The 26,050-nt window shown below is 54.2% G+C and carries 19 protein-coding genes; 5 read left to right on the top strand and 14 right to left on the bottom strand.

The genetic code is table 11. The annotated features are described in order from the left end of the window. Positions 1–53 precede the first annotated feature (53 nt). Entirely contained in the window at positions 54–782 is a 729-nt protein-coding gene (locus tag MWH26_RS13200; RefSeq protein WP_247974651.1) for an SDR family NAD(P)-dependent oxidoreductase, read from the top strand. A gap of 61 nt (positions 783–843) precedes the next feature. Here the strand turns inward: MWH26_RS13200 and MWH26_RS13195 are convergent, their stop codons facing one another. From MWH26_RS13195 to MWH26_RS13185, 3 genes are all read right to left on the bottom strand, one after another. Further along, positions 844–2,214 (bottom strand): RagB/SusD family nutrient uptake outer membrane protein, encoded by a 1,371-nt coding sequence (locus MWH26_RS13195; RefSeq protein WP_247974650.1) that lies wholly within the window; start codon positions 2,212–2,214, stop codon positions 844–846. Between the two features lie 26 nt (positions 2,215–2,240). Next, positions 2,241–5,321, bottom strand: a complete 3,081-nt coding sequence (locus MWH26_RS13190) for a SusC/RagA family TonB-linked outer membrane protein (RefSeq protein WP_247974649.1) — start codon at positions 5,319–5,321, stop codon at positions 2,241–2,243. Between the two features lie 300 nt (positions 5,322–5,621). Then, entirely contained in the window at positions 5,622–7,706 is a 2,085-nt protein-coding gene (locus MWH26_RS13185) for a TonB-dependent receptor domain-containing protein (RefSeq protein WP_247974648.1), read from the bottom strand. A 374-nt stretch (positions 7,707–8,080) separates the two neighbouring features. On the opposite strand from MWH26_RS13185, the gene MWH26_RS13180 reads away from it, so the two are divergent. Together MWH26_RS13180 and MWH26_RS13175 are read left to right on the top strand one after the other, a co-directional pair. Further along, complete coding sequence (locus MWH26_RS13180) at positions 8,081–11,269, top strand: SusC/RagA family TonB-linked outer membrane protein (protein ID WP_247974647.1); 3,189 nt, start codon at positions 8,081–8,083, stop codon at positions 11,267–11,269. 54 nt (positions 11,270–11,323) lie between these two features. Continuing rightward, on the top strand, positions 11,324–12,808 hold the full coding sequence (locus tag MWH26_RS13175; protein WP_247974646.1) for a SusD/RagB family nutrient-binding outer membrane lipoprotein: 1,485 nt from the start codon (positions 11,324–11,326) through the stop codon (positions 12,806–12,808). Between the two features lie 73 nt (positions 12,809–12,881). On the opposite strand, the gene prfB is transcribed toward MWH26_RS13175, so the two are convergent. The 8 genes from prfB to MWH26_RS13135 all read right to left on the bottom strand — a co-directional run bounded on the left by prfB (position 12,882) and on the right by MWH26_RS13135 (position 21,729). Next, a protein-coding gene (gene prfB / locus MWH26_RS13170) for a peptide chain release factor 2 (RefSeq protein ID WP_247974645.1) occupies positions 12,882–13,959 on the bottom strand; the annotation gives its coding sequence in 2 pieces (ribosomal slippage) (positions 12,882–13,898 and positions 13,900–13,959; 1,077 coding nt in all). Between the two features lie 178 nt (positions 13,960–14,137). Then, positions 14,138–15,202 (bottom strand): branched-chain amino acid aminotransferase, encoded by a 1,065-nt coding sequence (locus MWH26_RS13165; RefSeq protein WP_247974644.1) that lies wholly within the window; start codon positions 15,200–15,202, stop codon positions 14,138–14,140. Between the two features lie 170 nt (positions 15,203–15,372). Next, on the bottom strand, positions 15,373–15,921 hold the full coding sequence (locus tag MWH26_RS13160; protein ID WP_247974643.1) for a cob(I)yrinic acid a,c-diamide adenosyltransferase: 549 nt from the start codon (positions 15,919–15,921) through the stop codon (positions 15,373–15,375). A 94-nt stretch (positions 15,922–16,015) separates the two neighbouring features. Further along, positions 16,016–16,735 (bottom strand): ABC transporter ATP-binding protein, encoded by a 720-nt coding sequence (locus MWH26_RS13155; protein ID WP_244697065.1) that lies wholly within the window; start codon positions 16,733–16,735, stop codon positions 16,016–16,018. Positions 16,736–16,750: 15 nt separating this feature from the next. After that, positions 16,751–19,807: a tetratricopeptide repeat protein gene (locus MWH26_RS13150; RefSeq protein ID WP_247974642.1), complete on the bottom strand. Its 3,057-nt coding sequence runs from the start codon at positions 19,805–19,807 to the stop codon at positions 16,751–16,753. Positions 19,808–19,813: 6 nt separating this feature from the next. Then, a complete protein-coding gene (gene gatC / locus MWH26_RS13145) occupies positions 19,814–20,101 on the bottom strand; it encodes an Asp-tRNA(Asn)/Glu-tRNA(Gln) amidotransferase subunit GatC (RefSeq protein ID WP_110977075.1) in 288 nt (95 codons plus the stop codon). 70 nt (positions 20,102–20,171) lie between these two features. Further along, positions 20,172–21,017: a lysophospholipid acyltransferase family protein gene (locus tag MWH26_RS13140; protein ID WP_247974641.1), complete on the bottom strand. Its 846-nt coding sequence runs from the start codon at positions 21,015–21,017 to the stop codon at positions 20,172–20,174. Between the two features lie 148 nt (positions 21,018–21,165). Beyond that, positions 21,166–21,729: an NUDIX domain-containing protein gene (locus MWH26_RS13135; RefSeq protein WP_244697062.1), complete on the bottom strand. Its 564-nt coding sequence runs from the start codon at positions 21,727–21,729 to the stop codon at positions 21,166–21,168. Positions 21,730–22,170: 441 nt separating this feature from the next. Here MWH26_RS13135 and MWH26_RS13130 point away from each other — a divergent pair, with 441 nt between their 5' ends. Next, on the top strand, positions 22,171–22,413 hold the full coding sequence (locus MWH26_RS13130; protein WP_244697061.1) for a hypothetical protein: 243 nt from the start codon (positions 22,171–22,173) through the stop codon (positions 22,411–22,413). A 185-nt stretch (positions 22,414–22,598) separates the two neighbouring features. Continuing rightward, positions 22,599–23,174: a ribonuclease HII gene (rnhB, locus tag MWH26_RS13125; RefSeq protein ID WP_244697060.1), complete on the top strand. Its 576-nt coding sequence runs from the start codon at positions 22,599–22,601 to the stop codon at positions 23,172–23,174. A gap of 233 nt (positions 23,175–23,407) precedes the next feature. On the opposite strand, the gene MWH26_RS13120 is transcribed toward rnhB, so the two are convergent. The 3 genes from MWH26_RS13120 to MWH26_RS13110 all read right to left on the bottom strand — a co-directional run bounded on the left by MWH26_RS13120 (position 23,408) and on the right by MWH26_RS13110 (position 25,838). Continuing rightward, positions 23,408–23,851, bottom strand: coding sequence for a response regulator (locus MWH26_RS13120; protein WP_244697059.1), 444 nt, complete (start codon positions 23,849–23,851; stop codon positions 23,408–23,410). Positions 23,852–23,939: 88 nt separating this feature from the next. Then, a complete protein-coding gene (locus MWH26_RS13115) occupies positions 23,940–25,445 on the bottom strand; it encodes a sensor histidine kinase (protein WP_247974640.1) in 1,506 nt (501 codons plus the stop codon). A gap of 27 nt (positions 25,446–25,472) precedes the next feature. Then, positions 25,473–25,838 carry a CZB domain-containing protein gene (locus MWH26_RS13110; protein ID WP_247974639.1) on the bottom strand — a complete coding sequence of 122 codons (366 nt, stop codon included), beginning with the start codon at positions 25,836–25,838 and terminating at the stop codon, positions 25,473–25,475. Positions 25,839–26,050: the final 212 nt, after the last annotated feature.

Raw genomic sequence — 26,050 nt, 5'->3', positions numbered from 1 at the left:
TTTCTGTTTCACTGCGTACTTTTTATAACTCAGTTACTCTCGTTCTCACCCTTATGCACTATTACATCATCACTGGAGCCAGCCGGGGGCTGGGTAAAGCCTTGGCCGAAGCTGTATTACGCCAGCCCGATACTACCGTTGTTGGTGTGTCGCGCCACGCTACCATTGAGCACGAGCGGTACAGCCACCAACCCCTCGACCTTTCGGATATGCTAGCTGTGCAGAACAACTTGCACAAAGTATTCCCGCAGTGGCCCGACGCGCAGAGCGTAACGCTGATTAATAACGCGGCCGTCCTCGGAGAAATTGGCTACCTGGGCGAGCACCAAAATGAGCATTTCGAGTTTGTGTTCGATGTGAATATCGTGGCCCCTGCCATGTTCATGAACACCTTCCTGAGTGCTTACGGACAACTGTCTGTCCCTCGCACCATCCTCAACATTAGCAGCGGAGCCGCCCAGCGAGCAGTAGACGGCTGGGGAGCTTACTCCGCATCCAAAGCAGCCCTCGACGCATTGTCCTGCACTGCCCAGAAAGAGCAAGACCTACGAGGCAGTGGCATCCGCATCCGCAGCCTTTCCCCCGGCATCCTCGACACCACCATGCAAGAGCACATCCGCACAGCCGATGAGCACAACTTTAGTGAAGCGGCCAAATTTGCTGATTTCCATGCAGAAGGCCTTTTGGCTCAACCAGAAGAGGTAGCCGCGAAGATTGTGGAGTGGTTGCAGAAGGAAACCAGAAGGGATGAGACGGTAGTATTGAGTATCAACTCACTATAAAAAAAGCCCTGACCGGACACGGTTAGGGCTTTTTTGTGCACATCAATGCGCAGAACAAGACTTAGTAGCCTGGATTCTGCTTCATATTAGGGTTGTTGACAATTTCCCGGTTCGGAATGGGCATGAGCAGACGGGTTGCATCTGTTATACCTAGTACAGACTGCGCCCTACCTGTGCGAATCAAATCAAACCACCGGTGTCCTTCCAAAGCAAGCTCTACCCGCCGTTCGCGCTCAATTGCTTCTAACAAGCTAGTCTGGGTAACGTTTGCTGCAAGCAAGGCCGGTAGGCCAGCGCGGGTACGCACTCGGTTAAGCGCAACTAAGGCCCCGGGAATATCTTGCTGTTGAGCTTTCGCCTCCGCACTGTTAAGGAACATCTCTGCCAAGCGAATGGCTTTGAAGGTATCCGTACCCGTCCCCGGATCGAAATACTTGATCTGGTTGCCTTGCGCTACAGTTCCGGTCCGGCCTACTATCTGGAAAGTACCATCTGAGATAGTAGCAGATCGGCGCTGGTCGCCAGTTTCATAGGCCGTGAGCAGGGTAGCACGCTGTCCGCCAGGGCTCATCTCAAAACGCCCACCGTTAGCCGTAGGCAGCATGAAGAAGGCATACGAACTCTGTACTTGCGCATCAAACTGAATTTCCCAAATGGACTCTGTCGGGTTACGAGTAGCAATGGCCGCCCGGTACGTGGAAGCCAGCGTAAATGGCCCGGCAATTACTTGGTCGGCAAAACGAGCCGCATCAGCCCACTGCTGACGGTAGAGCGCCAAACGGGACTTTAGGGCTATAGCAGACCACCTCGTGGCACGGCCCACATTAGCAGCTGGTAGCACACTCTCGGCCGCATCCAGGTCAGTCCGTATCTGGTTGTACACCTGTTCACGTGGGGTACGAGACACAAAAAGGGAGTTATCCGGAGTTGTAGTAGGCGTGAGAACCAAGGCTACATCGCCCCAATAGTTGGTGAGCATAAAGTAGCAGTAAGCACGCACAAACTGCGCCTCGCCAATCAATTGTCCACGCACTGCGTCCGATATACCGGTTGTGTTCGGAATCTGGGCGATGATGTTGTTCGCCCGGTTGATGGTGGAGTACAGCGAACTGTACATGCTGTTCAGCTCTGCGTTATCTGGCAAAGGATTGCGCGATTTGAGCTGCGCAAAGGAGGGGAATGTTCCCGTGTGGTCCAGGTTGTCAGCCAGTAGATCAGCGAAAATAGGCACCCGCAGACCAAGATTGTTGGCGCTGGTGAGATTACCGTACAAACCCACCACTGCGCCTTGCGCCCCAGCCAAATCTGTGAAAGCTACGTCCCGGTCAATGGAGTTAAGCGGCTCAGGGTTCAGAAAGTCGGAGCAGCTTGTACTGGCTAGGCCCAACAAGCCTAGCAGCGCAAGGCCATAAAATTTAGAGCGAATATTCATTAGAGAAGAAAGTCGTGAGAAGGAAATTAGAAGCCCAAGTTTAACCCAACTTGATACACACGGGCCTGCGGAAAGGTCAGGAAGTCAGTTCCCTGCGAAGTATTGCTCGCGTTGAAGGTGTTTACCTCAGGGTCTAATCCTGAGTAATTAGTAAACGTGAGCAGGTTTTGACCAGCAATGTACACGCGGGCTGAGCGCAAATGGGCCGATTGTATCCACTTGGTGGGCAGGCTGTAGCCCAGGGTTGCCGTTTTCAACCGTATGTAAGAGCCATCTTCAATCCACCGATCCGAAACCCGGGCGTTGCCATTGGGGTCACCCCAAGCAGCGCGAGGAATATCCGTGTCGGTGTTAGTGGCAGTCCACCGGTCACGCACGGCACCAAACTGCCCGAACTGCCCAGACATCCCTTCTCCAAACGCACGGGTGTTATTATAAATTTCATTGCCCGATACAAACTGGAAGAAGAAGTTCAGCTCCAAACCTTTCCAGCCCAAGGAGTTGGTAATGCCGCCACTGGCATTGGGCTGCGCTGAGCCAATGAGTTTCTGATCTTCGGCATCTAGAATACCGTTCTTGTTCAGGTCCTGGAAACGAATGTCGCCGGGCTTCGTGTCGGGAGACTGGTAGTTGGCATTTGTCCGGCCCGTTCTCTGCCGTGCAATAAGGTTATCAGCGTTGATTTCTTCTTGGCTTTGATAGATACGGTCAACTACGTAACCCCGGAAGCTACCTAGCGAAGCTCCTACCTGTACCCAGTTAGCAAAGCCTGCACCGAAGGCCGCATTATTTACCAAACGAGTTACCTGGTTGCGAATAATGGAAGTATTGAAGCTAGTGGTCCAAGTAAAATCTTTGGAGCGCACGTTCTGCGTGGTGAGCTCAAACTCTAGCCCTCTGTTGCGCATATCACCAATATTCTGAGTGATGTTGCCGAAGCCAGAAGTAAGTGGCAATTGACGGTTCAACAGCAGATCATTGGACTTACGATTGAAGGCGTTCACCGTGAAGTTGATTCGGCTGTCCAGCAAACCGAGGTCCATGCCTACGTTTATTTCTTGCGTTTGCTCCCATCCTAAGTCTCTTACTCCTAGCTGCGTAGGGGCAATACCTGCTACCGCGTTATAGTTTGCCAAGTTGGTAGCACCCACGCCATAGAGGTTGCGTGAAGCAAAGTTGCCAATCTCGAAGTTACCAACTACCCCGTAGCCCCCCCGCAAGCGGAGTTCGGAAATGAGGTCATTGTCCTGCAAGAATGATTCCTCCCCTACGCGCCACGCTACCGAAGCTGCGGGAAACCAACCGTACTTGTTTTCAACCCCAAAGCGTGAGGAGCCGTCGCGGCGTAAGGAGCCCTGGAAGATATACTTACCCTTGTAGTTGTAGTTCAAGCGGCCGAAGTAAGACAGCAAGGTCCAGAGCGTCTCGTCTGAAGAGGCATCAACTTTCACTGAGCCAGCGGAGAGCTGGCGAATTCGGTTAGTAGCGAAGCCCGTTACGTTCGTAATGATACCTTGCTGCACCGATTTCTGAGCGCTTTGTCCCAGCAAGAGCGTAAATGAGTGGTCGCCTATGCTGCGATTGTAGGTTAACGTATTTTCATTGATCCAACCTATATCGTAGCGGCTGTTAGCGTTGCCCAAACCATTACTGCCTACTGCTTGCAGCGCCGTGTTGGGTACAAACCGGTCTTCTTTCAGGTTAAGGTAATCACCACCAAGAGACGTGCGTAACCGAAGCCCTTTCAACAGCTCGGCATCGGCGTAGATATTACCGATAGCACGGTTGTTACGCGCACTAATTATAGGTAAAGTTGCAGCGGCTACTGGGTTTTCAACCGAGGAGAATCGGTCCCGGCCAAAGGTACCATCTGCGTTGTAAATGGGAGTCTGAGAGCCCAACAGCAAGGCGGTGCTTAGTACCCCATAAATATTGTTGTCGTTGTTCTGACGTTGAGAAAGAGCACGGCTACCCGTCAGGCTTACCCCTACTCTTACCCGATCCGAGACGTTGTGATCCAAGTTTAAGCGGATACTGCCCCGGTTAAAACCTGATCCAATGATGATGCCTTCCTGATCAAAGTAAGTCCCAGATACCAGAAAGCGCGATTTATTGTCTCCCCCCGACATCGTAACAGTATGACTCTGGATACGCGCGGCACGGAAGATTTCGTCTTGCCAATTGGTGTTGGCTCCCGTGAATAGGCTCTGCTGAGCAGTAGGATTAGCAGCTACGTAGCGGGGCGCTAGCCCTACGTTCGTACGAGCTTCATTAATCAAGTCCTGCGCTTCTTGACCGGTAAGTGGGTCGAGGCGTTTGATCGTGTTTTGGGTACCGATGTACCCATCATAACTGATTCGGGTGGCCCCGGAAGCACCCCGTTTGGTAGTAATTAGCACAACACCGTTGGCTCCACGGGAGCCATAAATAGCCGCCGCCGACGCATCCTTTAGCACCTCAATGGAGGCTATATCATTGGGATTAATATCCGACAGCGCATTCAGGCCTTGGTTGCCTACCCCAATATTGGAATAGCTACCCGAGTTGATGGGTACTCCATCGACCACATAAAGCGGCTCACTACTAGCAGAGATAGAGTTGTTGCCTCGTACCCGCACTGAGATTGCTCCGCCTGGTGTGCCTGAGTTGGAGGAAACCTGCACGCCCGCCGCCCGCCCCTGAAGAGCTTGTTCAACACTTGCAATAGGCTGAGTTTCGAATTCTTTAGCAGAAACTTGAGTAATAGCCCCCGTGGTCAGCTTTTTAGATTGCTCACCATAGCCGACTACTACTACTTCACTGAGTGCTTTACTGTCGGGTGCAAGACCAACTGTGATGTTGCCATCGGTAATAGGACGCTCTATGGGCAGGAAGCCAACGGAGCTAAAGGAAAGCGTAGTTGCTGAACTAGGCGCAGTTAGGGTGAAGGAGCCATCTGAGTTGGTTGAAACCCCATTGGTGGTACCCTTAACCAATACGGTAACACCAGGTAGCCCCTCGCCAGTTGTACGGTCAGTAACTCGCCCAGAAATGGTCCGTGTCTGTGCAACTGCATACGTTGCTGTTAGAGCAAGTATGGGCAGCGCAATGAATAATCTTTTTTTCATGTAAGCGCAAGATGTGTTAGAGAAGTTTTTCTTAGTAAGGACGGTCATTGAATTTTTGCTAAAATAGCAATAGAAAAATTGTCAATTTTATTAATCGTGAAAATTTACTTCAACCCTATCTGTAGACTCGATGAAACAAGCTTATTTGTAGACGAAAGGATGGATTATGATGTCTAACGAAATACTTATTCAGCTATACTTCCATTTCGCAGTAGTGCATGTAGAGTAGTAACATGTCTTTACCTGCCGACTGTCACGGTATGTGCATTTCCCTAATATGCGGCAAAAAAGAAGCATTGATTAGAAATTTACCCGCAGGTTAACTCCATAACGGCGGGCAGTTGGAGCATTCGTAAACTCGAAGCCCTGCGCGTTAGAAGCACCAAACGTGCTCGTTTCCGGGTCGAAGTTGGTGTACTTCGGGATGTTAGGAGCATACCACCACAAGTTGCGACCCGATAGGCTCAGGTTCACTCCCCGAATTGGGGTTTTGGCTAGCAGCTTTGCTGGCAAATCGTAGCCCAATGTGATTTCACGCAGACGAAGAGTTGTACCGTCGAACACCGAGAATTCTGAAGCACCATTGATAGCTGCAGAACCAGTGCCGAAGTAGTAATCGTTCAGTGAAACGGCCACGTTGTTCGGGATTTTGCTACCATCTGCAGCAGTCAGAGGCTGCAGAGTGCCAGGATTACCTAAGTAGCCGTTGATAATGACGTTCTTATCACGATCCTCCGTGTCTTGCGTCACGCCCCGGCCCAGGTACGACTGTAGGGTGGTCGAGTAAATGTCTCCACCTTTCCGGAAGTCAATAACTCCCTCCAGCGTCAAGCCTTTGTAAGTGAAAGTGTTGATGAAGCCAATGGTATAGTCCGGGTTGGGATTACCTACAATTTCTGGATTAATGGCAGTCAGCATGCGGCCCGTAGACGGGTTGATCAGCAGGTTGCCTTCGTTATCACGGGCAGCTACGGAACCAATTAGCAAACCATAGGGCTGACCTGGGCGGTGTACCGCTTGGATGTCGCCGAAGTTGGCTGCAATTACCACCTGTTCTACACCTTCACGCAGCTTCTCAACTATGTTGCGGTTGCGAGTAAAGTTAGCTACGCTTGTCCACCGGAACCCACCAGCATCAACTGGAATAACGGTCAGAGCGCCTTCAATACCTTTGTTGGAGATTTCGCCAAAGTTGGTAATGTACGTTGTAAAGCCGGAGGCCGAGGGCAACGGTACGTTGGCAATCTGGTTGGTGGTGCGCTTGTCGTAGTAGGTAGCCGAAAGAATGATCCGATCCTTGAGGAAGTTCAGGTCAGTACCGACTTCGATTTCCTTAGAGAACTCCGGAGTCAGATTTGGGTCACCAACGAATCCGCCGATGGCGGCACCGGAAACAGTGTTACCGTTGGTCGGAGTAATAGGGAATTGCGTGCCCCCTACGTTGTTACCGTAGAAAGGCTGCAGCCCGTAAGTTGTAATGAGGGAATAAGGAGGAGCATCATTACCTGCGTTAGCGTAGCCAGCGCGCAACTTGCCCATGTTCAAGATATTGGATTCAATACCGAAGGCCTCCGTGAAAATCAACGAGGCACTAACGCTTGGGTATAAGAAGCTACGGTTGACCGTAGGAAGCGTTGAGGACCAGTCGTTGCGGGCTGTGGCGTTCAGGTAAACAAAATCCTTGTAGCCTAAAGTCAAGTCGCCCAGCACACCAAACAGACGACGCTTGCTGAAGCCACTACCGTTGTTAATTACTTGGCGTGTATTCTGGATGTCATCAATATCAAACTGCAAGTACGTGTTGCCGGAAACAGACGAAGACTCAAACTGACGCTGGTTGATGTTAGCGCCTACAATCGCCTTAATGCTAATATCTTCCGTTATGTTCTGGTCCGCCGTTAGCAAGGCGGTAGATTCCAGTTCCGTATTACGGAGATAGTCCTGAATCACGTTACCAGCCCCTTGGAAAGCTACCGAGCCAGGCCGAACTGCCGTTACACGACGGTCAGAATAGGTGTTGACGCCTCCGTTGAAGCTGAAATTCAGCCAGTTCAGAATGTCGTACCCGATATTGGTAGTAACTGCTACACGGTCAACATTTGATTTGTAGCTGTTGTTGGCAACCGACCAGTAAGGGTTATCTGCCTGACCGTTGAGCCATCCAAATGCAGGACCACGCGTAACGGGATTTGTATTTGGCAGGCCTGTCAAATCTAGGTTCCGCGGCATGAACATGATACGGGCAAAAGCCGAGGCATTGCCAATAGCGTTGTTGGCACCAAACTGTGGACCTTGCTGGTTGCTGTTTACATACGTAACGTTACCCCCAACCCGCAGCTTATTAATATTGGCCCGAGCCACCTGCGCTAAGGCTGGTGCGGTCAAATTTCGAAAATGGAATCATACCGCTCTGATCCGAGCGAGATAAAACCGTATTGAAGGATGCATTTTCGCTGCTTGCCAATAGATCAATAGATTAACAGAGTTCTCAATCAGCTTACTAGTTTCAGAGAAATTGAAGCTCTGTAGACAGTTCGCAATCGAATTATATATCGGTTCGACCTTATCGACTATGTATGTATTTATTTATCCCTATTTATAGATTGGATGGAATTTTACGGCAGTTGCAGAGAGGAAATATATAGTGTCTTAGAAGGGAAACTTTTAATACAATAAGAAGATCTTGGTCAGGTTGTCAAAAAAACAATTCGTTTATTTACAGCATTCAAAGTTCATCACCACTTCACTCACTTAAACACATGCGCAAAACAATACTTTCTGCGCTTCTGGCCGCACCCGTCCTGTTGCAGCAGGCCGCCGCTCAGAACCGCGAAATCTCTGGGCGCGTCACAGATGCCGCAAACGGCCAAGGGCTACCAGGGGTTACCGTATTAGTAAAAGGCACGACTATTGGGGTTTCAACTGGCTCCGATGGATCATACACGATCAGCGCTCCTGCTACCGCTACAACTCTAGTGTTCAGTTCTATCGGCTTTACAGCTGTGGAGCGGGCTATTGGCAGCGGATCTGCTGTGAATGTTGCACTCACCACTGATGCTAAGCAGCTTGGCGAGGTTGTAGTAACAGCTTTAGGCCGAGAGGAACAAAAGAAAAGCTTAGGCTATGCGGTGCAAGATGTTCGCGGGGCTGATTTAGTACAAGCTCGCGAAACCAACGTAGTAAACTCTTTAGCAGGTCGCGCGGCTGGTGTGCAGATCACGAATAGCACGGGCGCTGTAGGTAGCTCCTCTCGGATTGTAATCCGCGGCGCCAAATCGGTAACTGGTAGCAACCAGCCTCTATTCGTAGTTGATGGTCAACCTATTGACAACTCTAGCTTCTCAAATAGCAGTGCAGGTGGCGGTGTCGATTATGGTAACGCTGTTTCGGATATAAACCCAGACGACATCGAATCCATGACCGTACTGAAAGGGGCTAACGCATCTGCCCTATATGGTACGCGTGGCGCCAACGGTGTCATTGTCATTACTACTAAGTCAGGGCGCAAAGCGCGGGGATTAGGCATTAGCCTTAATAGCACTACGACATTTGAAACGCCACTTAAACTGCCAGACTTTCAACAAGAGTATGGCCAGGGCTTTGATGGGGAATTCGAGTACGTAGATGGCCGTGGTGGTGGTACCAATGATAATGCTGACGAAAGCTGGGGCCCGCGCCTTGATGGTCGTTTAATTCCCCAGTATAATTCGCCGGTTGTCAATGGTGTTCGTCAGGCTACTCCGTGGGTGAGTCCTGGTGAAGATAACATTCGTAATTTCTTCCAAACCGGCCGTACTTTAACTAACAACGTAGCATTATCAGGCGGCAATGACAAGGCGGGCATCCGCGTTTCATTTACGAACCTAGATAACAAGGGCATTCTAGAGAATACCTACCTGCGCCGTAATACTGTAAACGTAAATGGTGGAGCTGATATTACTGACAAGCTCAAAATCAGCACCAACGTTAACTATTCTGAAACTAGAGCACGTCGTCCCGGCCAAGGTTACGATGAGCTAAACGTAATGCAACAGCTGTACACATGGTACGGTCGTCAGGTCAACGTAAGAGACCTCAGGTCAATCTATAGGCAGGGTGGAATAAACGGTAACCGGAACTACAACTGGATTCAGGTGTATGCAAGTAACCCATATTTCATTCTGAACGAAGCCACTAATGACGACCGTCGTGACCGAGTAATTGGCAACTTGACGCTGAATTATAACCCGGTATCGTGGATCACACTGACGGCTCGGACAACTAACGACTTTTACAATCAGCTCAATCAACGCCGGGTGCCGGCTGAAACGCGTGATAACGCTATTCAGGATGACTACACGGAGGAGAATATCTACGTGCTGGAGCGCAACACTGAGTTCTTGGCCTCAGCTAACCGCAACTTAACAGAAGATATTAATCTCGATGTGCTGATAGGGGCCAACCGCCGCGATAACCGTTTGCGCCGTAGCCAAATTGCTGCGCCTGAACTGGCTGTTCCTGGCTTGTTTGCTTTAGGTAACTCGGCTGGGCCACTAGTGGCTGATAACAATTTTGATCCAGCTTCAAACTCCAACAATGGAGGCATTCTAAACCCAATCCAAAAACGTCAACTTAACAGTGTATACGCTTCGGCGCGGGTTGGCTATAAGAACTTTGCATTTTTGGGTGCTACAGCCCGCAATGACTGGTCATCAACGTTACCAGCCGACAGCCGCTCGTTCTTCTACCCTTCAGTTGATGCTTCGGTAGTGCTTAGCGAGGCTTTTGGTTTACAGGATTCCTTCCTATCATTTGCTAAAGTGCGCGGCGGAATTGCCGAAGCTGGCAACGATGCTCCTACTTACTCACTGCGCGACTACTACGTAGGTAGCACTCCTTTCAATACACCAGGAGTTATATACCCGCAGCAAACAGCAGCTAATGTTCGTAACAATCCCAATCTAAAGCCTGAGCGCACTACCTCGCTTGAGGCTGGCATTGAAGTTCGCTTTTTGAAGGACCGGATTGGGTTGGATTTGACAGGATATAGCACCAAGAGTACAGATCAAATCATTCAAGTACCAGTATCAGCCTCAACGGGCTACACCTCGCAGGTGCTTAATGCTGGGGAACTTACCAATAAAGGTATAGAAGCCATTCTAACAGTAGCTCCATTATCTGCCAGCAGTGCGCTACAATGGAATGTGACAGCCAACTTCGCTGCTAACCGTAATCGGCTAGTGAAGTTTGATGATGAAGGGCAGCTAAAGAACCTAATACTTGGATCATCAGGTTTTGGTGTAAACGTAGAAGCCCGGGTAGGGGAGCGTTATGGTGTACTATTCGCTGAAGACTTTCTTCGTGCCCCCGACGGCCAAATTATTTACGTGAATGGCCTACCACAGGCTGACCCAACTCGCAAGATATTGGGTTATTACACGCCAGACTGGATAGGTGGAATTACTAACCGCCTAAACTTTAAGGGGGTAGAATTTAGCTTCACAGTTGATACGCGGCAGGGCGGCCATATTCAGAGCGAAACCAACATGTGGGGTAACTACACCGGTTCGCTGGCTAGTACCCTGCGTGGACGCGAAGAGGGCATTATTGGTGAGGGTGTAGTGCGTAATGCTGACGGTACTTTTTCGCCTAATACAGTGCGTGTCTCCTCAATGGACTGGCACCAAGCGTACTACTACAACGTGCGCTCTAGCAGCGTATATGATGCTTCGTTTGTGAAACTTCGCGAAGTGCGTTTGGGTTACCAACTACCTAAATCTCTTATCGAGCGCACTCCTCTTAAAGGTGTAGGCTTCTCATTTGTGGGCCGTAACCTATGGTTAATTGACTCGAAGGCGCCGGGTATTGATCCTGAAACGTCGTTTAACAATGGCAACGTGCAAGGACTTGAATCCACACAGATTCCTTCAACTCGGAGCTACGGTTTCAACGTGAACCTGACACTGTAATGATTAGGGCCGTTTACAAGGCGGCTCTTTCCTCTCTTTTTAGCCTTCCTCCCTATGTCATTTACTAACAGCAAACTCGCGCTAGTTCTACCGCTGGTTCTGGGCCTTAGTGCCTGCGAGAACAATTTTGACGCGCTAAATACCACCCCCAATAATTCAGAGGTTTCTAACCCTGCGTTTATCTTAACGGGTGCGTTGCGTTCAAATGTATTTCGCCTTTACGATGTACCCGCAAGTCAAGATGGTGCATTGCTGATTATTCAGCATTGGGCCAAAGTGCAATACACTAACGAAGACCGTTACGCATTCCGTGCAGGTTCGTATCAGAGCATCTGGGATGGTTTCTATGCCGGTGGTTTGCAAGACTTCAACTTGCTTGTTAGAACGGGCCAGGAGCAAAACAATCCGAATATGCAGGCAGTAGGTCGCATCATGCGCAGCTACTTCTTCTCTATTCTGACTGATTACTACGGAGATATTCCTTATTCCCAGGCGTTGCGGATTGAAGAGAATGTTTTGACGCCTAAATATGATACTCAGGAGCAGGTATATACCGGACTGCTTACTGATTTGAAAGAAGCATCCAACCAGATCCAGATCAACGGTCCAGCGGTGGGTGGGGACATCCTGTATAACGGTGACATGGATAGATGGAAGCGCTTCGCGAATTCGTTGCGCTTGCGTTTGGCCATGCGGATATCAGATGTTAAAGAAGCCCAAGCTCGTGCGGAAATAGCCGAACTCCTAAACGGTTCTACTCCACTTATTAGCAGCAATGCCCAAAACGCGCAGTTAGTTTTCTCGGGTTCAGCCCCTAATACTAACCCAATTGCCGTAAACCGTTCAACACGGGATGATCACCGAGTAAGCCGTTCGATTACAAAGCGTTTAGCTGTATTGAACGATCCACGCTTACCAATTTATGCTAAACCTGCCGAATGCAAAGCATCTAACGATGCAGCCGCACCCGATTCCACTGGTTTATTCCGCGGGGTACGTAATGGTCTAACAAATGGCAACGCATTGGCCTTAGGACCTTTGTGTAGTACTTCTAAAGTCGGTGATGCCTTCACCAAGGCTGATGCTCCTGGAGTACTTATGACGTACGCAGAAGTATTGTTCCTAAAGGCAGAAGCGGTTGCCCGAGGCTTCGTAACCGGCGTAGCTCAAGCAGAATATAATAACGCTATTACTGCTTCGATGAACCAATATGGGATTACGGGTGCTCCTGTAACCGCTTATTTGGCTCAGCCCTCTGTAAGTACTCCAATTACGCAAGCTAACTACCGTGAGGTCATTGGTAATCAAAAGTGGATTGCGCTTTACGGCCAAGGTAGCGAAGCTTGGTCGGAATGGCGTCGCCTTGATTACCCACGTTTACCTGTAGCAGCAGCTTCGACGGGTACGGGTGGTCGCATTCCAGTTCGTTTCCGCTACCCTGCAAATGAGCAGTCGCTAAATACAGCTAATTACCAGGAGGCTGTAGCCCGTCAGGGTGCTGATCTGCTAGTGACTAAACTTTGGTGGGATAAATTTTAAGCCTATCAGATAGTAAGTAAAAAGCCCGTTGGTGATTGACCAACGGGCTTTTTACTTACTATCTGATAGATACTCAGTTCTGCATCAAATAACCCTTGATATATTCCTCTAGGTCACCGTCCAATACATTCTGCACATCGGTGCGCTCGATGCCGGTACGGAGGTCTTTGATGAGCTTGTAGGGGTGCAGCACGTAGTTGCGGATCTGGGAGCCAAAGTCAATGCGCTTTTTCCCCGCCTCTACTACTGCCCGGGCTTCGTTGCGCTTGTCCAACTCTAGCTGATATAGGCGCGACTTTAGCATGCGTAAGGCGTGTTCTTTGTTCATGAGCTGGCTGCGCTCAATCTGGCATTCGATGATAATGCCGGATGGTGCATGGCGCAGGCGGACGGCCGTTTCTACCTTGTTTACGTTTTGTCCGCCGGCACCCCCAGCCCGGTAAGTGTCCCACGTAATGTCGGCTGGGTTAATCTGAATATTGATGGTATCATCTACCACGGGGTAGGCAAAAACCGAGGCGAAGGAAGTATGGCGGCGGCCGCTGCTGTCGAAAGGGGAGATGCGCACCAAGCGGTGAACCCCAATTTCGCTTTTAAGGTAGCCGTAGGCAAACTGACCGTCGATTTCCAACGAGGCGGATTTAATACCGGCTCCTTCGCCGGGCTGGTAGCTAACCTGACGCACGGAGAAGCCTTGCTTTTCACCCCACATGATGTACATGCGCATGAGCATTTCGGCCCAATCCTGGCTTTCCGTACCTCCAGCACCGGGGTTGATGTCAATGATGGCGGAAAGCTGGTCCTCCTCATCGGAAAGCATGCGCTTAAACTCCAGTCGCTCCACGGCCTGCTGCGCCCCCTGAAACTCGCGTTGTATTTCCTCTTCCTCTACGTCGCCTTCGCGGTAGAAGTCATAGAGTACCTCAACGTCGCTAACGAGCTTCTCAACGGCCTCGTAATCATCCGTCCAGACTTTAACCGATTTGATTTCCTTCATAACGGCCTCGGCTTTTTTGGAGTCATCCCAAAAGCCGGGCGCTGTGGTTTGCTGCTCGGTGGCTACTATTTGCTCTTTGCGGGCATCGTAGTCAAAGATACCTCCTCAGGGCCTCGGCACGGCCCTTCAACTCCTTCACCTGGTCGTAGGTCATGGAAAAAAGAATGAATGATAAAATGAATGAACGGGGCGTAGCATCTACCGATGCACGAAGGCAAATGTCCGGATAAATTGCGAGGGTAGTCTTACCGTACTAAAAACACTGTAAACAAGAAAAGACGGCCCCATGTGGGGCCGTCTTTTCTTGTTTAATCGAAAACTGGTTAACGGAGCTAGACTCGCACCATCCAATCGTGCTGGTCGGCAGCTTCGCCGCTACGAATGGCGGCCAGTGCAGCCGATACCCGGTGCGAGAAAGCGTCAGCCGGTGGGGTGGGGAGGGCATAGTCCTGGCCCTGGTAGCCGATGGTAGCAATAGGAGCAATGGTAGCCGCCGTGCCTACCCCGAAGGCCTCTTGCAGAGTGCCGTTGGCTTGTGCTTCCAAAATCTCTAGGGCCGACACTTTGCGCTCCTCTACGGGCATACCCCAGTCGTGGGCTAGCTGCAGCACACTACGACGAGTGATGCCGTCAAGGATGGAGGTGCTTAGGGCCGGCGTTGTCAACCGGTTGTTGATAACGAACATGGCGTTCATTGTGCCCGATTCCTCTACGTACTTGTGCTCCGAGGCATCGGTCCAGATGAGCTGATTATAGCCTTCCTGCTGGGCCAGCTTGGTAGGGTACATGGCCGCACCATAGTTACCCGCATTTTTGGCAAAGCCTGCCCCGCCTTCGGCCGAGCGCACGTATTTCTCCTCGAATCGTACCCGCAGCGGCTTGTTGTAATACAGGCCAACCGGGCACGTGATGATCATGAAGCGGTACGAATCTGAGGGGCGGACGCCCAGCATGCCATCCGTGGCAAACATGAAGGGGCGAATATAGAGGGCACTACCCGTGAAATTCGGTACCCACTCGGCATCCAAGCGAATCAATTGGCTCAGGCCTTGCATGAAAATTTCTTCCGGCACGGCCGGCATGCACATACGCTCAGCCGATAAGTTAAGCCGGCTCAGGTTGTCGTAGGGCCGGAAGATGTAAATATCGCCCTGCTGATTTTTGTAGGCCTTCATACCCTCAAAAATGGCCTGACCGTAGTGCAGAGCCGAATTAGCCGGGCTTACCGTCATGTCGCCGTAGGGCACAATTTGCGGCTCCTGCCACTCGCCATCATGGTAGTCAACTACCAGCATGTGGTCAGAGAAGGTCTTGCCGAATTCGAGCTGGTCGAAATCTACGGCAGCCAAACGCGAGGCGGTAGTCCGCTGCGTGGGAATAGTGAACGTGTCGAGCATGAGGAGTGGGGTGGGAAAAGGGTAACAGGTACACAACCAACATGTCCGGAGCCAACGGGTGGCCCTAAGAAGTCAGGTTGTGTTGGCGTGGGTGGGAAGAGGATCGGTGCGGTATGGTAAAGGTGCAGAATTTCTTCCGAACACTTGTTAGTTTAGATCAGTGCCAGCCTTTACATACGAGGCTCCCACTTCACTTCCTCGGCCTGTAGCTCATGGGCCATCTGGCGGCTTAGCACGAAGAGATAATCGGAGAGGCGGTTGAGGTACATCACCACCAGATCGGCCACGAATGAATCTTCGCGGAGCTGAATAACCAGCCGTTCCGCCCGCCGGCACACGCAGCGGGCCACGTGGGCAAAAGACACCGACTGATGGCCCCCAGGAAGCACGAAAACCCGTAACTCGGGTAGGGTTTCGTTCATGCGGTCCATCTCGCGTTCCAGCAGGGCCACATCCTCGGCATGTAAATCCGGAATTTTCATCTTGGATTTCTCCGGGTCAGAGGCCAAAGAGGAACCGATGGTGAACAGACGGTCCTGAATTTCTTTGAGCAAGTCGCGGCGACTAGCATTTACCGCTTGGTCACGGACTAAGCCCACGTAGGAATTCAGCTCATCCACGGTGCCGTAGCAGTCAATGCGCAGACTTGATTTGGGCACGCGGGTGCCGCCGATGAGGGAGGTGAGTCCCTGGTCGCCCGTTTTGGTATAGATTTTCAACAGGAAGGCAGAAAACAGTGGAACGTAAAGTCCAACTACTACTTATTGGCCCTAAATGTTAGAATCCGGACCACGTCTTGGGGGCGGCGCAAGGCTAAGAAGTAGTTAACTGCTGGGTAGCCACCGCGTTATTCACCACATCTGATTCAATCAAGCCGTCGCGCAGGCGCACGATGCGGTGGGCGTGGCGGGCAATATCCTCCTCGTGCGTTACCATAATAATGGTGTTGCCGCGCACGTAAAGGGCCTCAAATAACTCCATAATCTCGTGGCTGGTGCGAGTGTCAAGCGCCCCGGTAGGTTCATCAGCCAGAATGATGCTGGGGTTATTGACCAAGGCACGGGCAATGGCTACGCGCTGACGCTGACCACCGCTAAGCTCATTGGGCTTGTGCATGGCACGCTCCGCTAAGCCTACGCTCCGTAAGGCCTCGCGGGCCATTTCCTGCCGCTCACTTTTTCCGTAGCCAGCATAAATGAGAGGAAGCGCAACGTTGTCGAGTGACGTAGCCCGGGGCAGCAGGTTAAACGACTGAAACACGAAGCCAATTTCCCGGTTGCGCACATCGGCAAGCTGGTTGTCGGTCATGTTGCTTACGTCCTTGCCATTCAGAATATAGTGGCCGCCGGAAGGCGTGTCGAGGCAGCCCACTATGTTCATGAGAGTAGATTTGCCCGAGCCGGAAGGGCCCATGAAGGCAACATATTCGCCGCGCTGAATGGTAATGGATACCGATTGCAGAGCGTGAATCTCCTCGGACCCCATACGGTAGACCTTGGAAATGTCAGTGGTTTCAATGACGGGATACAGCATAACCAGAGGGCCGGGTTAGTTCCAGGGAGCGGCGGAAGTGGCGTAAGACGCACGACGTGCCTCGTACTGTGTACGAAAGGTAGCGTAATCTGCGGGTGAAAGCAATGCCCCCAAGTGGGCCAATGGCGCAGCAGCGTATTCGGTAAGCCCCACAGGAACAGCCGCCAGCACATAGGCCTTGAGTAAAGCAGCCGACTCCGGGTTGTACTCAATTCCGCGCAACAGGGTGTTATAGGCCGCCGGAAAGTCGCGCTGCCGGGTGTGAAAGTTAGCCGCCGCTACCAGGCCATTTTCTACAAACGGAGCCTCGCGGACCAGCTGGGCGTAGAGGGCCGCTGCTTGCTTGGGCTGTTTGTCCGTCTCGGCCAAGGCGGCTCGAAAATAGAGGCGGTAGAATTGGTCGAAACCCTCAAAAAGGCCTTGCTTGACGAGCTGCCGTAGGGCAGGCCATTGTTGAGCCCGTGCGTACAACTCGCCCCGCAGCACGTTCCAGGCCGAAGCATTCGGTGCCGTAAGGACCGGCGCAAACTGGTTAAGTGCCTGCTCAGCTGCTGGTAACTGACCCGCCTGAATAGCCCTCGGTAGCTGGGCCAGCAAGGCAACCTGCCGGAGAGCAGGAGCCGTAATAGCGGTGGCCGCCGACAGCAGTTCAGTTGCGGGTAGCTCGTCGCCGCGCAGGACCACGTATTGTACCCGTAAAGAGTCCGGCGCTTGCTGAAAACTGGCCCGGAAATCTGGCTCCAGCACTACTTGTAACCGGCGCGCCGGTCTGATACTGGCCAAATCTGGGCCGGTAGCAGCCCGCCGCGCAACACGCCGCGCCGAGTCGGGTTGGTTGCTGAGGGCCAAAGCATACGCGGCCGGTAGCGCGGCCGAAGCGGTGCCATTCTGGCGGGCCTCGGTCAGACGGCCGGCGGCCGGCGCGGGTAGGTGCTGATCCAGGAGCCACAGGCCCTGTAACTGCTGATAATAGCCAGTAGCTGATCCTGAGCCGGTAGCCAGCGGTAGGATAGTTGTTTGAGCCGCAACGGGCCGACCCCCGTAGTGCTGGGTAAAGGCGCGCAGGAAATTTAGCTGGTCGAGGTAGGCGCTGTTCGCGGGCTGAGCCGTCAAATAAGGCAGTACCGACAACAGAGTGGTGTCGTGGCGAAGGGCGCGGTTCAGCCCGTCGTGGTAGAGGCGGGCAAACCGGACGGGGGTAAGCGCCGCCGCAGTATCAGGAACCGGAGCGGCAGTAGAAGTCTTGTTGGTGAGGCGGGCCAGAAGCAGGCCGTTGCTTTGCAAGGCCTCATCCGGGGAGGCGGCGTTGCGCTGGGCCAGTTGGGTGGCGGCGGGCCACTGCTGCTGCCCGATGAGGTAGGCCAGCCGGTTGGCCTGTAGCACAGCATCATCGGGAGCGGCAGCTTCGGCGCGGTCCTGGTAGTATAGCACCGAGTCGGCAATGGCGGAGCGAGTGTAGAGCTGAGCCAAGTCGCCGTTGAGACGGGCGCTCCGGGGCGTGGCTTTCAGGGCCTCGCGCAGCACGGTGAGCCGGTCGAAGAAATCCTGGGGCTCATTGTAGAGCGCCGCCAACCGGAGGGAAATCTTCTCGGACGGACGGCGGCTCAGCGCGCGGCGCAGGATGTTAATTTCGTTTTGTCGCTGCAGGCGAAAGCGGTACAGGGCTGCCCGGCCCAGGCTGGCCTTGTGGTTGTGCTGATCGAGGGCGTCACTTTCGGCGTAGTAGCGCTCGGCTAGCAGCGCCTGCGAGAGGTCATCGGGCGTTACCTCGCTTTGCAGGCGGGCCAAGTCGCCAAGGTTATTGTAGTAACCCGCCTTTACCTGATCGGCAATGATGAACTGGTTACGCAGCAGCACTACCCCTAGCAGCGCTACGCCAAGAGCATACATGGCATAGAAAGGAAAGCGGCGCGGCTCATACACCACCCGGTACACGGGTAGCTTCTGGCGCAGCAGAGTAGCAAAATTCAGCAGAATGTAAATCAGAAAGGCTCCGCCCACGCACAGCAAGGCCAGCGCCGTAAAGTCGCGGGCGGCCAGCAGAAGCGGGTCATTGGCCGTAGCCAGGGCATAGCCCAGAGCTGCTGCCCCAAGCAGTACCAGCACCGGAAACAAATGAATCATGCCCGGCTGGTACGGCACCCACGCGCCGTAGGTAGCTGCTCGTCGCCGTAGGCCCAGCCAGCTCACTACCACCGCCGGTACTAGCAGAATGAGCGGATCGAGGTGCCAGCCGGGCAGCACTTCTACCACTCCATTGTTCCAGTAGTACATGCCCAGGGTGCCGAGGTATAAGCCACTGGCCAGCAAAAACGGTAATAGGCCGAAACGGCCCGCTGGCGTTTCGGCCTGGGTATTGAGCCACAAGAGGCCGTACACATTCTCGAACCCAACCCACAGCACCAGCAGGGCAAAAGCCACGGCCCCGCTCACGGTAAAAAAGCCGCTTAAGTGTAGGGCCGTAACTTCAGCCGGGTTGGGATTACTGCCAAACAGTAACGCCCCTAAGCCCAGCACCAGCACGCCAAACAGCAGCAAGCGCTTGCCTAGTGCAACGTTGGGCCGGAAGGCGTGAAAGTAGTAGGCCGGCAAAGCCAACACGGCCAATGCCAATACCAGAAAATACTGCTGCCCAGCATCGAACACGCCCAGCAAGTCGGCGTTGAGCGACATCAGGAGGAAAATAACCAGTGCCATGCCCGCCACGAAGGCCGGCCGGGCGAAGCTGCTTACTACCGCTAGGAAGTATACCAACGCTACCCCCAACAACCCAACCAATACCAGCGCCGCTTCCGTTTGCAGAAAGGGGCCGGCCACGTCGTAGGTTTGGGTAATGAGGTAGGTGTTGGCCTGCACGGGTAGGGCCTCTAGGCCCACGCGCACGGTGGCTACGGTGGTCGGGACGGGCGTTAGCTGGGCCACCGGGCGTACCGGCAACACCGTGTCATCGGCGGTGACATAGTACCAGCCAGCCGCTACTACGGCCAGCACGGCACACAGCGCCAGCAACAGGAAGGAGCCGCGCCACCAGCCGGGGCGGGGCGCAGTGGCGGAAGAAGCGGGAGCAGGCACCAACAGTTAGTCCAGTACTTTAGGTACGCGGAAGTAATCGGAGTCTTTGCGCGGAGCGTTGCGCAGACCATCCTGGTGACTCACCGTGTTCTGGGGCTCGTCGGGGCGTAGCACATTGATTTCCTGTGAGAGGTGCACCAGAGGTTCCACATCGGTAGTATCAAGCTGACGCAACTGGTCTACCCAATCCAGAATCTTGTTCAGGTCGCCGAGCATCTGCTGCTCTTTCGTGTCGTCAAATTCGAGGCGGGCCAAATGGGCTAAGCCGCGGAGAGTAGCAAGGTCGGTGCTCACGGGTAAGAGAAGGTAAGTAGGTATGATGAGGAAATAAGCCAGGCAATTCCGCTTTGATGCGGCCTGAGGCTTAATGGCGGTTGGCCAACAACTCAGGCTGCTGCGGGCTTGGGGCGGCGGGGCTAGCCAACTGCGGCCCTGGCCCGCGCCAAGTGCTTGGCTCCGGAATGCCACCTGCCTCAGGGCGGAGGGCACTGGCAATGGTCGTATACACCTGCTGCTTAAGGGCCAGTGCATCAGCGGCCGTAAGGTTGGTGGTAGGAATAGGTTCGTGCAGAATGATGGCCAGGGGCGAGTAGCGTACCCGCAGCCCGTCAACATCGGGCATGAAGCGGTGGTTCAGGGGCATGGTAATGGGCACTACCGGTACCCCAGCCGCAATGGCCAGTTGAAAGGCCCCATCTTTAAACGGTTCCAGCTGCTGACCGGGCGTTTTGGAAATGGCACCCTCCGGAAAAATAACCACTGAACGCCCCGCTTCTAGGGTCCGGCGGGCTTGCACCATGGCCCGGCCCCGGCTAATGGCACTGTCGCGGTCCACGGTGATGTATGCCCGCCCGAAAATCGGCCCCCAGATGGGCACCTTCGCCAGGGAGCTTTTGCCCATGATGTTCAGCCAGCCCGGAATGGTTTTGAACAGCAGCGGAATATCGATGTAGGAGCTGTGGTTGGCCACGTACACGCAAGGCTGCCCGGCTGGCAGCGGGTGTTTGCGCACTACTTCCACCGGCATCCCCCACATGCGAATGAAGAGCTTGCTCCAGTAACGGTTCAGCGTGTGCAGGTAGCGGTGCCACTGGGGCCGCCGGCTCAGGGCCCACTGCAGCGGATACGTCAGCACGAACGGCATTACAAACCAGAACGTAGCCCAAGTGGTATACAATCGGTGGCCGATAAAGCGGAGGAGGCGCGACATAGGTGCAAAAGTACGGGGAATATGAGAAGGGCCCTAGCAGCACGTAAGAACAGTACCCGCGCCGGAGCCCGGGTTGCATCCTGCCCGCCTACCACGCCGCCCCGGCTCAAGCCTGTAATACAACAACCTCAGGCGTCCGGCGGGCCACTTACAGGTTCAGCAGGCGGGCCGCTTTCAACAGGCCGGCCACGCTGATAGCGTCCGTGATGCGGCTGTCCATAACCAGTTGCACGGCCTCGGTTAGCGGAAGTTTCCAGAGACGCAGGTCCTCGGTTTCCTCGGGCTCCACCTCGCCCTGAGTTAGCTCCTGAGCCAGGAACACGAACCCTTCCTCATCGGTAACTGAGTTGGAGGTGTGCAGGCGCATGATGTTAGTCCAGCGGGCGGCGCTCAGGCCGGTTTCCTCGCGCAGTTCCCGTTGCGCCGATTCCAGAATATCAAGCTCCACCGGACCGCCGCCCATCGGTATTTCCCAGCTGTACTCGCTCAAGGAGTAGCGGTACTGGCCCACTAGCCAGGTATTACCCTCCGCATCCACGGGAATGATGCCCAGGGCTTTATTCTTCATCGACACTACCCCGTAAATACCTGGGTTACCAGCCGGGTTAATGATTTTGTCTTCCCGGACCCGAATCCAGGGATTCTGGTATTTGATTTCGGAGCCCAGCAGCTGCCAGGGGTTATGGGTTTCATCAACAGCGGGAGCAGCCATAGCAAACGGACAAGTGGAGTAACGAACAAGTAGCGTGAACCCTGCAAAGGTAGGGCGCGGCGCGGGCTTACCGGGCTGTTCAGCTACCCTCGCCGGTTGGAACAAGCTGTTGGCCGGCGTAAGGAGGCTGTTAGTCCAATATTGCAGCGCAGGGCCTAAGTGCGGGCATACCTTTGACTCATTAAGTATTCAGCGCGCGTAGGGTTTATGGAAAGGAAGGCTCGTACCGCGTAGTGTTGACCCCGGCAAAAGGAGTAGGGTGGATGAATGATAATTGCCGGCCAATGCGACGGAAAAGGCCGCTGCCTCGGGCAGCGGCTTTTTTATTTTCTGGCGGCCAGCTGCCCAAATCATGTAAGCAACTCCTGCCAACCTCTACTGTGTAGCGCGCGTAGGAAGCCAGTATCGGTCGTTCATTTCCCGGCCGACACTGTACTTTTTATGGCTAATCAACCAAAAAACCAGGCATCTCAACTACAGGAAGGCGACCCACTGTTCAATCTGAAGCACGCCCAGGCCGAATCTGAGCTGGCCGAAAAAACGGGAGGCTTAGGCCCCACTACCAACGTGTACATCACCACCGATGAGGATGACGCCATTGATGAAGGCCCCCGCGACAAGCAGGGTTTCCGCCGCGGCGAATCGGCTGGTCCGGATGCGGGCACTACGGCTGGCAGCCACTAGCCCTGCTGATTTTTAGGGCTAGATATTCCCTTTAGCCCATTAGTTTTTACCCATAGAAAAGCCTCCGCGGGTGCTTCGGCCACCGCGGAGGCTTTTCCCGTTTTCGGGTGGTGCTCCGTGGTGGCTGGTCAAATTGTGTCATTCAGTAGCCGAATAGCATGGTCTGAGCCGTATTTTTGGGGCATATGCTACTAGTTTCTTACTCCGGCGAGCCCCTGGAAGCGGGCCTCGATGAAGCCGGCCGCGGCTGTCTGGCCGGGCCTGTGTTTGCCGCCGCCGTTATTCTGCCGCCCGACTTTGCCCCCCGCTACCTCAACGACTCCAAGCAGATGACAGCCAAGCGCCGGGAGCAGGTGCGGGCCGAAATATGCCGCGAAGCCGTGGCCTGGGCTGTAGCCGAAGCCTCGCCTCAGGAAATTGCCAGTATCAATATCGCCCAGGCCAGCTACTTGGCCATGCACCGCGCCGCCGACCAATTACAGCCGCGCCCCACGCACCTGCTAGTCGATGGCAACCGCTTCCGCTCGCACGCCACCCTGCCGCACACCTGCATCATTGGAGGCGACGGTATCTACCGCAACATTGCCGCCGCCTCCGTGCTGGCCAAAACCTTCCGCGATGAGCGCATGCGGGAGTTGGCGGCTGAGTATCCGCACTACGGCTGGGAGCAAAACGCAGGCTACCCCACCGCCCGCCACCGTACCGCCATCCGCGACTTTGGTCCCACCGAGCACCACCGCATGGGCTTCCGCCTTTTGTGAAGCAGTGAGGTGGTGAAGTAGTCAGGTAATGAAATGGCGAATGAATTTTCCGTGCTGTCATGGCGAGGCACGAAGCCGTCCTTCCTGACCAGTGCGCTACCCTGCTAAAATGTGACAAGCCCTTACTTCCGCGCTGGAAGTAAGGGCTTGTCAGGTTATTGAGCTTCGGGCAAATGAGAGGAAGGGTGGCTTGGTCGTGCCTCCTCGCCAGGACAACTCACTCAGTTACCATTTCACTCTTTCAGGCGCAGTAGGTCTAAGAAGAGGCTGAAGCCGTCTACGGTGGTGCCGCCCTCGCCGAAGCTGTCGAAGCTCAGGGGTTTGATGATGTAACCGCTAACGGCGAGGTCCTGGGCCTTGAGGCGGTCGGTTTCCAGGTCAGACGTTGTGGTGATGAAGACGTTAAGGCCCACGAACTCTGGGTCAGAACGTAGGGTAGAGAGCAGTTCCAGCCCGTTCATGCGGGGCATGTTTAGGTCCAGCATTACCACGCTGGGCTTGGGAATGGCCTCTTGGCCACCCTCGCCGCGCAGCATGTTCAGGGCCTCGCGGCCGTTGCGGGCAATGTGCAGGGGCACGTCCACGTTATGCTTGCGCAACTCGCGCTGCACGTTCATTATATCCATCTGGTCGTCCTCGACGAGCAGAATACTGGGTTGATCAGGGGTAGAAGCCATAAGGAAAGGAGCAGGATAAATACCAGGTGGCAGCGGCATTTTTATACGGCAACTACCGCATAATGGCGGTGTTCGGAACCAGCGCGGCTCAGTTTTCCAGGCGGCGGGTACGCTCCTTAGGCCAGGTGAAGATGAAAGTGGCCCCCTGACCCTCAGTTGATTCAACGCGAATGGTGCCGCCCTGGCGCTCCACAATTTTCTTGACAATTGCCAGGCCTACCCCGGTGCTTTCCAGGGTATCACGCTCCGTTAGGGTCTGGAAAATGACGAATATCCGCTCGTGGTACTCCGGGGCAATGCCCGGCCCGTCGTCGGCTACGGAGAAGGTGTAGAACTGCGGCCCCTCTATGCAACCGATGCGCACGTTGCCGTGCTCGGGGCGGTCGTGGTATTTTACGGCGTTGCTGATCAGGTTGGTAAATACTTGCTGGAGCTGAACGCGGTTTGTGTGTAAGGTCGGCAGGTAAAATGGCAGCTCCACCTCGAAACCCACGGGCAATTCCAGGGAGTCAATGATTTCCCGCAGCAGCTGGCGTACGAAAACCGGCTCGTCGGCCTGGGGTGTGCGGCCTACCCTAGCTAAATCCAGAATACCGGAAATCAGGCTTTCCATGCGTCGCACCCGGGTACGCATCAGCTTCAAGAACTCCCGGATGTGTTCAGGCAAGTCTTTGCCCATATCCTCTTCAATCCAGCGCGAGGCCGTTTCAATGCCCCGCAACGGCGCCTTCAAGTCGTGCGACACCACGTAGGCAAACTGGTCCAGCTCCTGGTTGCGCCGCTCCAGCTGTCGGATGTTCGTGTTAATGGTGTCGGTCATGGTATTGAGCGAGTCGGCCAGCTCCGTAAGCTCATCCTGCTCCGTGTCGTGCACTTGGGCCGTATAGTTGCCGGCCGCAATGCGCTGGGCCTGGCTCACCATGCCCCCAATGCGGCGCGCGAGCTGCCGCACCAGGTAGGAGGCGTACAGCAGGCCCAGAAAAATGGTGGCCAACGTAATGCTCACCGATAGAATGCGGGTTTCCCGGATACTGTCGCCCAGCTTCACGCGCTGCTTAATGCGAGTTTGGGTTTCTACCTTCTCGAAGGCCGCGAACAGCACCCGAATCTGATCCATCAGGTTCTTGCCCGTCAGATCGGTAGTCAGGTTGCGGTGCTCCAAGCCATCGAGGCCGGTTTGGCTGGAGTTGCGGCGCAGGGCCTCCCGTTTCTCGCTGATGAGCAAGTGGGAGTAAGCGGCCCACTGCTGGAACAGTTGCTGGGCCCGAATCATGCGCTCGTACTGGGGCGTGGCCACCGTTAGCTCGTCGCGCAGCTGGGCAAACCGGCCCAGCAGGTTTCGTTCGCCTTCGTAATAGGGCTCCAGCACGGTTTCGTTGCCGATGAGCAGGTAGCCCCGAAAACCGGTTTCCATGTCGATGATGTTGCGCAGCAGGGTAGTGGCCTCGCCCGTAATGCGCGTGGAGCGCTCTACCCGCTGCGAGTTGCGCAGCACCGCCCGCGAGAGTTGGTAGTTAATGGCAACTACCCCGGCAAACAGCACCGAGATGGCCACGAAACCGGCAAAGAGTTTAGTAGAGATTTTTAGCTTCATGCAGCACGGTAACAGGAAACCGGCCGTTTACTGCTCGGCGCGGAGTTTTTGCTCCATCGTACGCAAGAGCTTGGTAATATGATCAGCCAGGGCGTTTATTTCCGACAGGCCCGCAATAGCTTCTTCCTTGTGGCCACGTTGGTGCAGGTCCATGAGCCGGTTGGCCACGTGGTGAATCTTGATGTGGGCGCGGTCTAGCTCCCGCGTTTCGGGCAGATGCCCAAAATCCGGCAGGGCCCGCTCGGCAATCCAGTGCCCAAAAATGCACGCCTGTGGGTCGCGAATGGGCGCCTCACTCGTGCCGCTGCCGTACAAAAAAGAGCGCAGCTTCGACTTAAAAAGCAGATGCTTAATGCTGGCTGATTCGAATTCCTGTTTTAAATCGTAGGGCATGGGAGGGGAGAAACTCTGAACCATGCCGCGGCAGGGAACAAGCGGGGAGTGGCAAAAGGCTAGGCGGCTGGAAGCAGCATTCCAGGAGGAACAAAGATAACAAACCTGCTCGCGCCAGCCCGGCATAATTGGCTACTTTCGCCCTGCCAATGGCTTGCTGGCTTCCCAGCCCGGGCCCCGTGGGGCTAGCCGCCCCGCTTGGCTACCAACCT

This window comes from Hymenobacter sublimis (genome assembly GCF_023101345.1).
GTDB classification, from domain to species: domain Bacteria; phylum Bacteroidota; class Bacteroidia; order Cytophagales; family Hymenobacteraceae; genus Hymenobacter; species Hymenobacter sublimis.
Note: the sequence above shows the minus strand (reverse complement) of the source record. Positions and strands in the feature narration are given on the sequence as shown.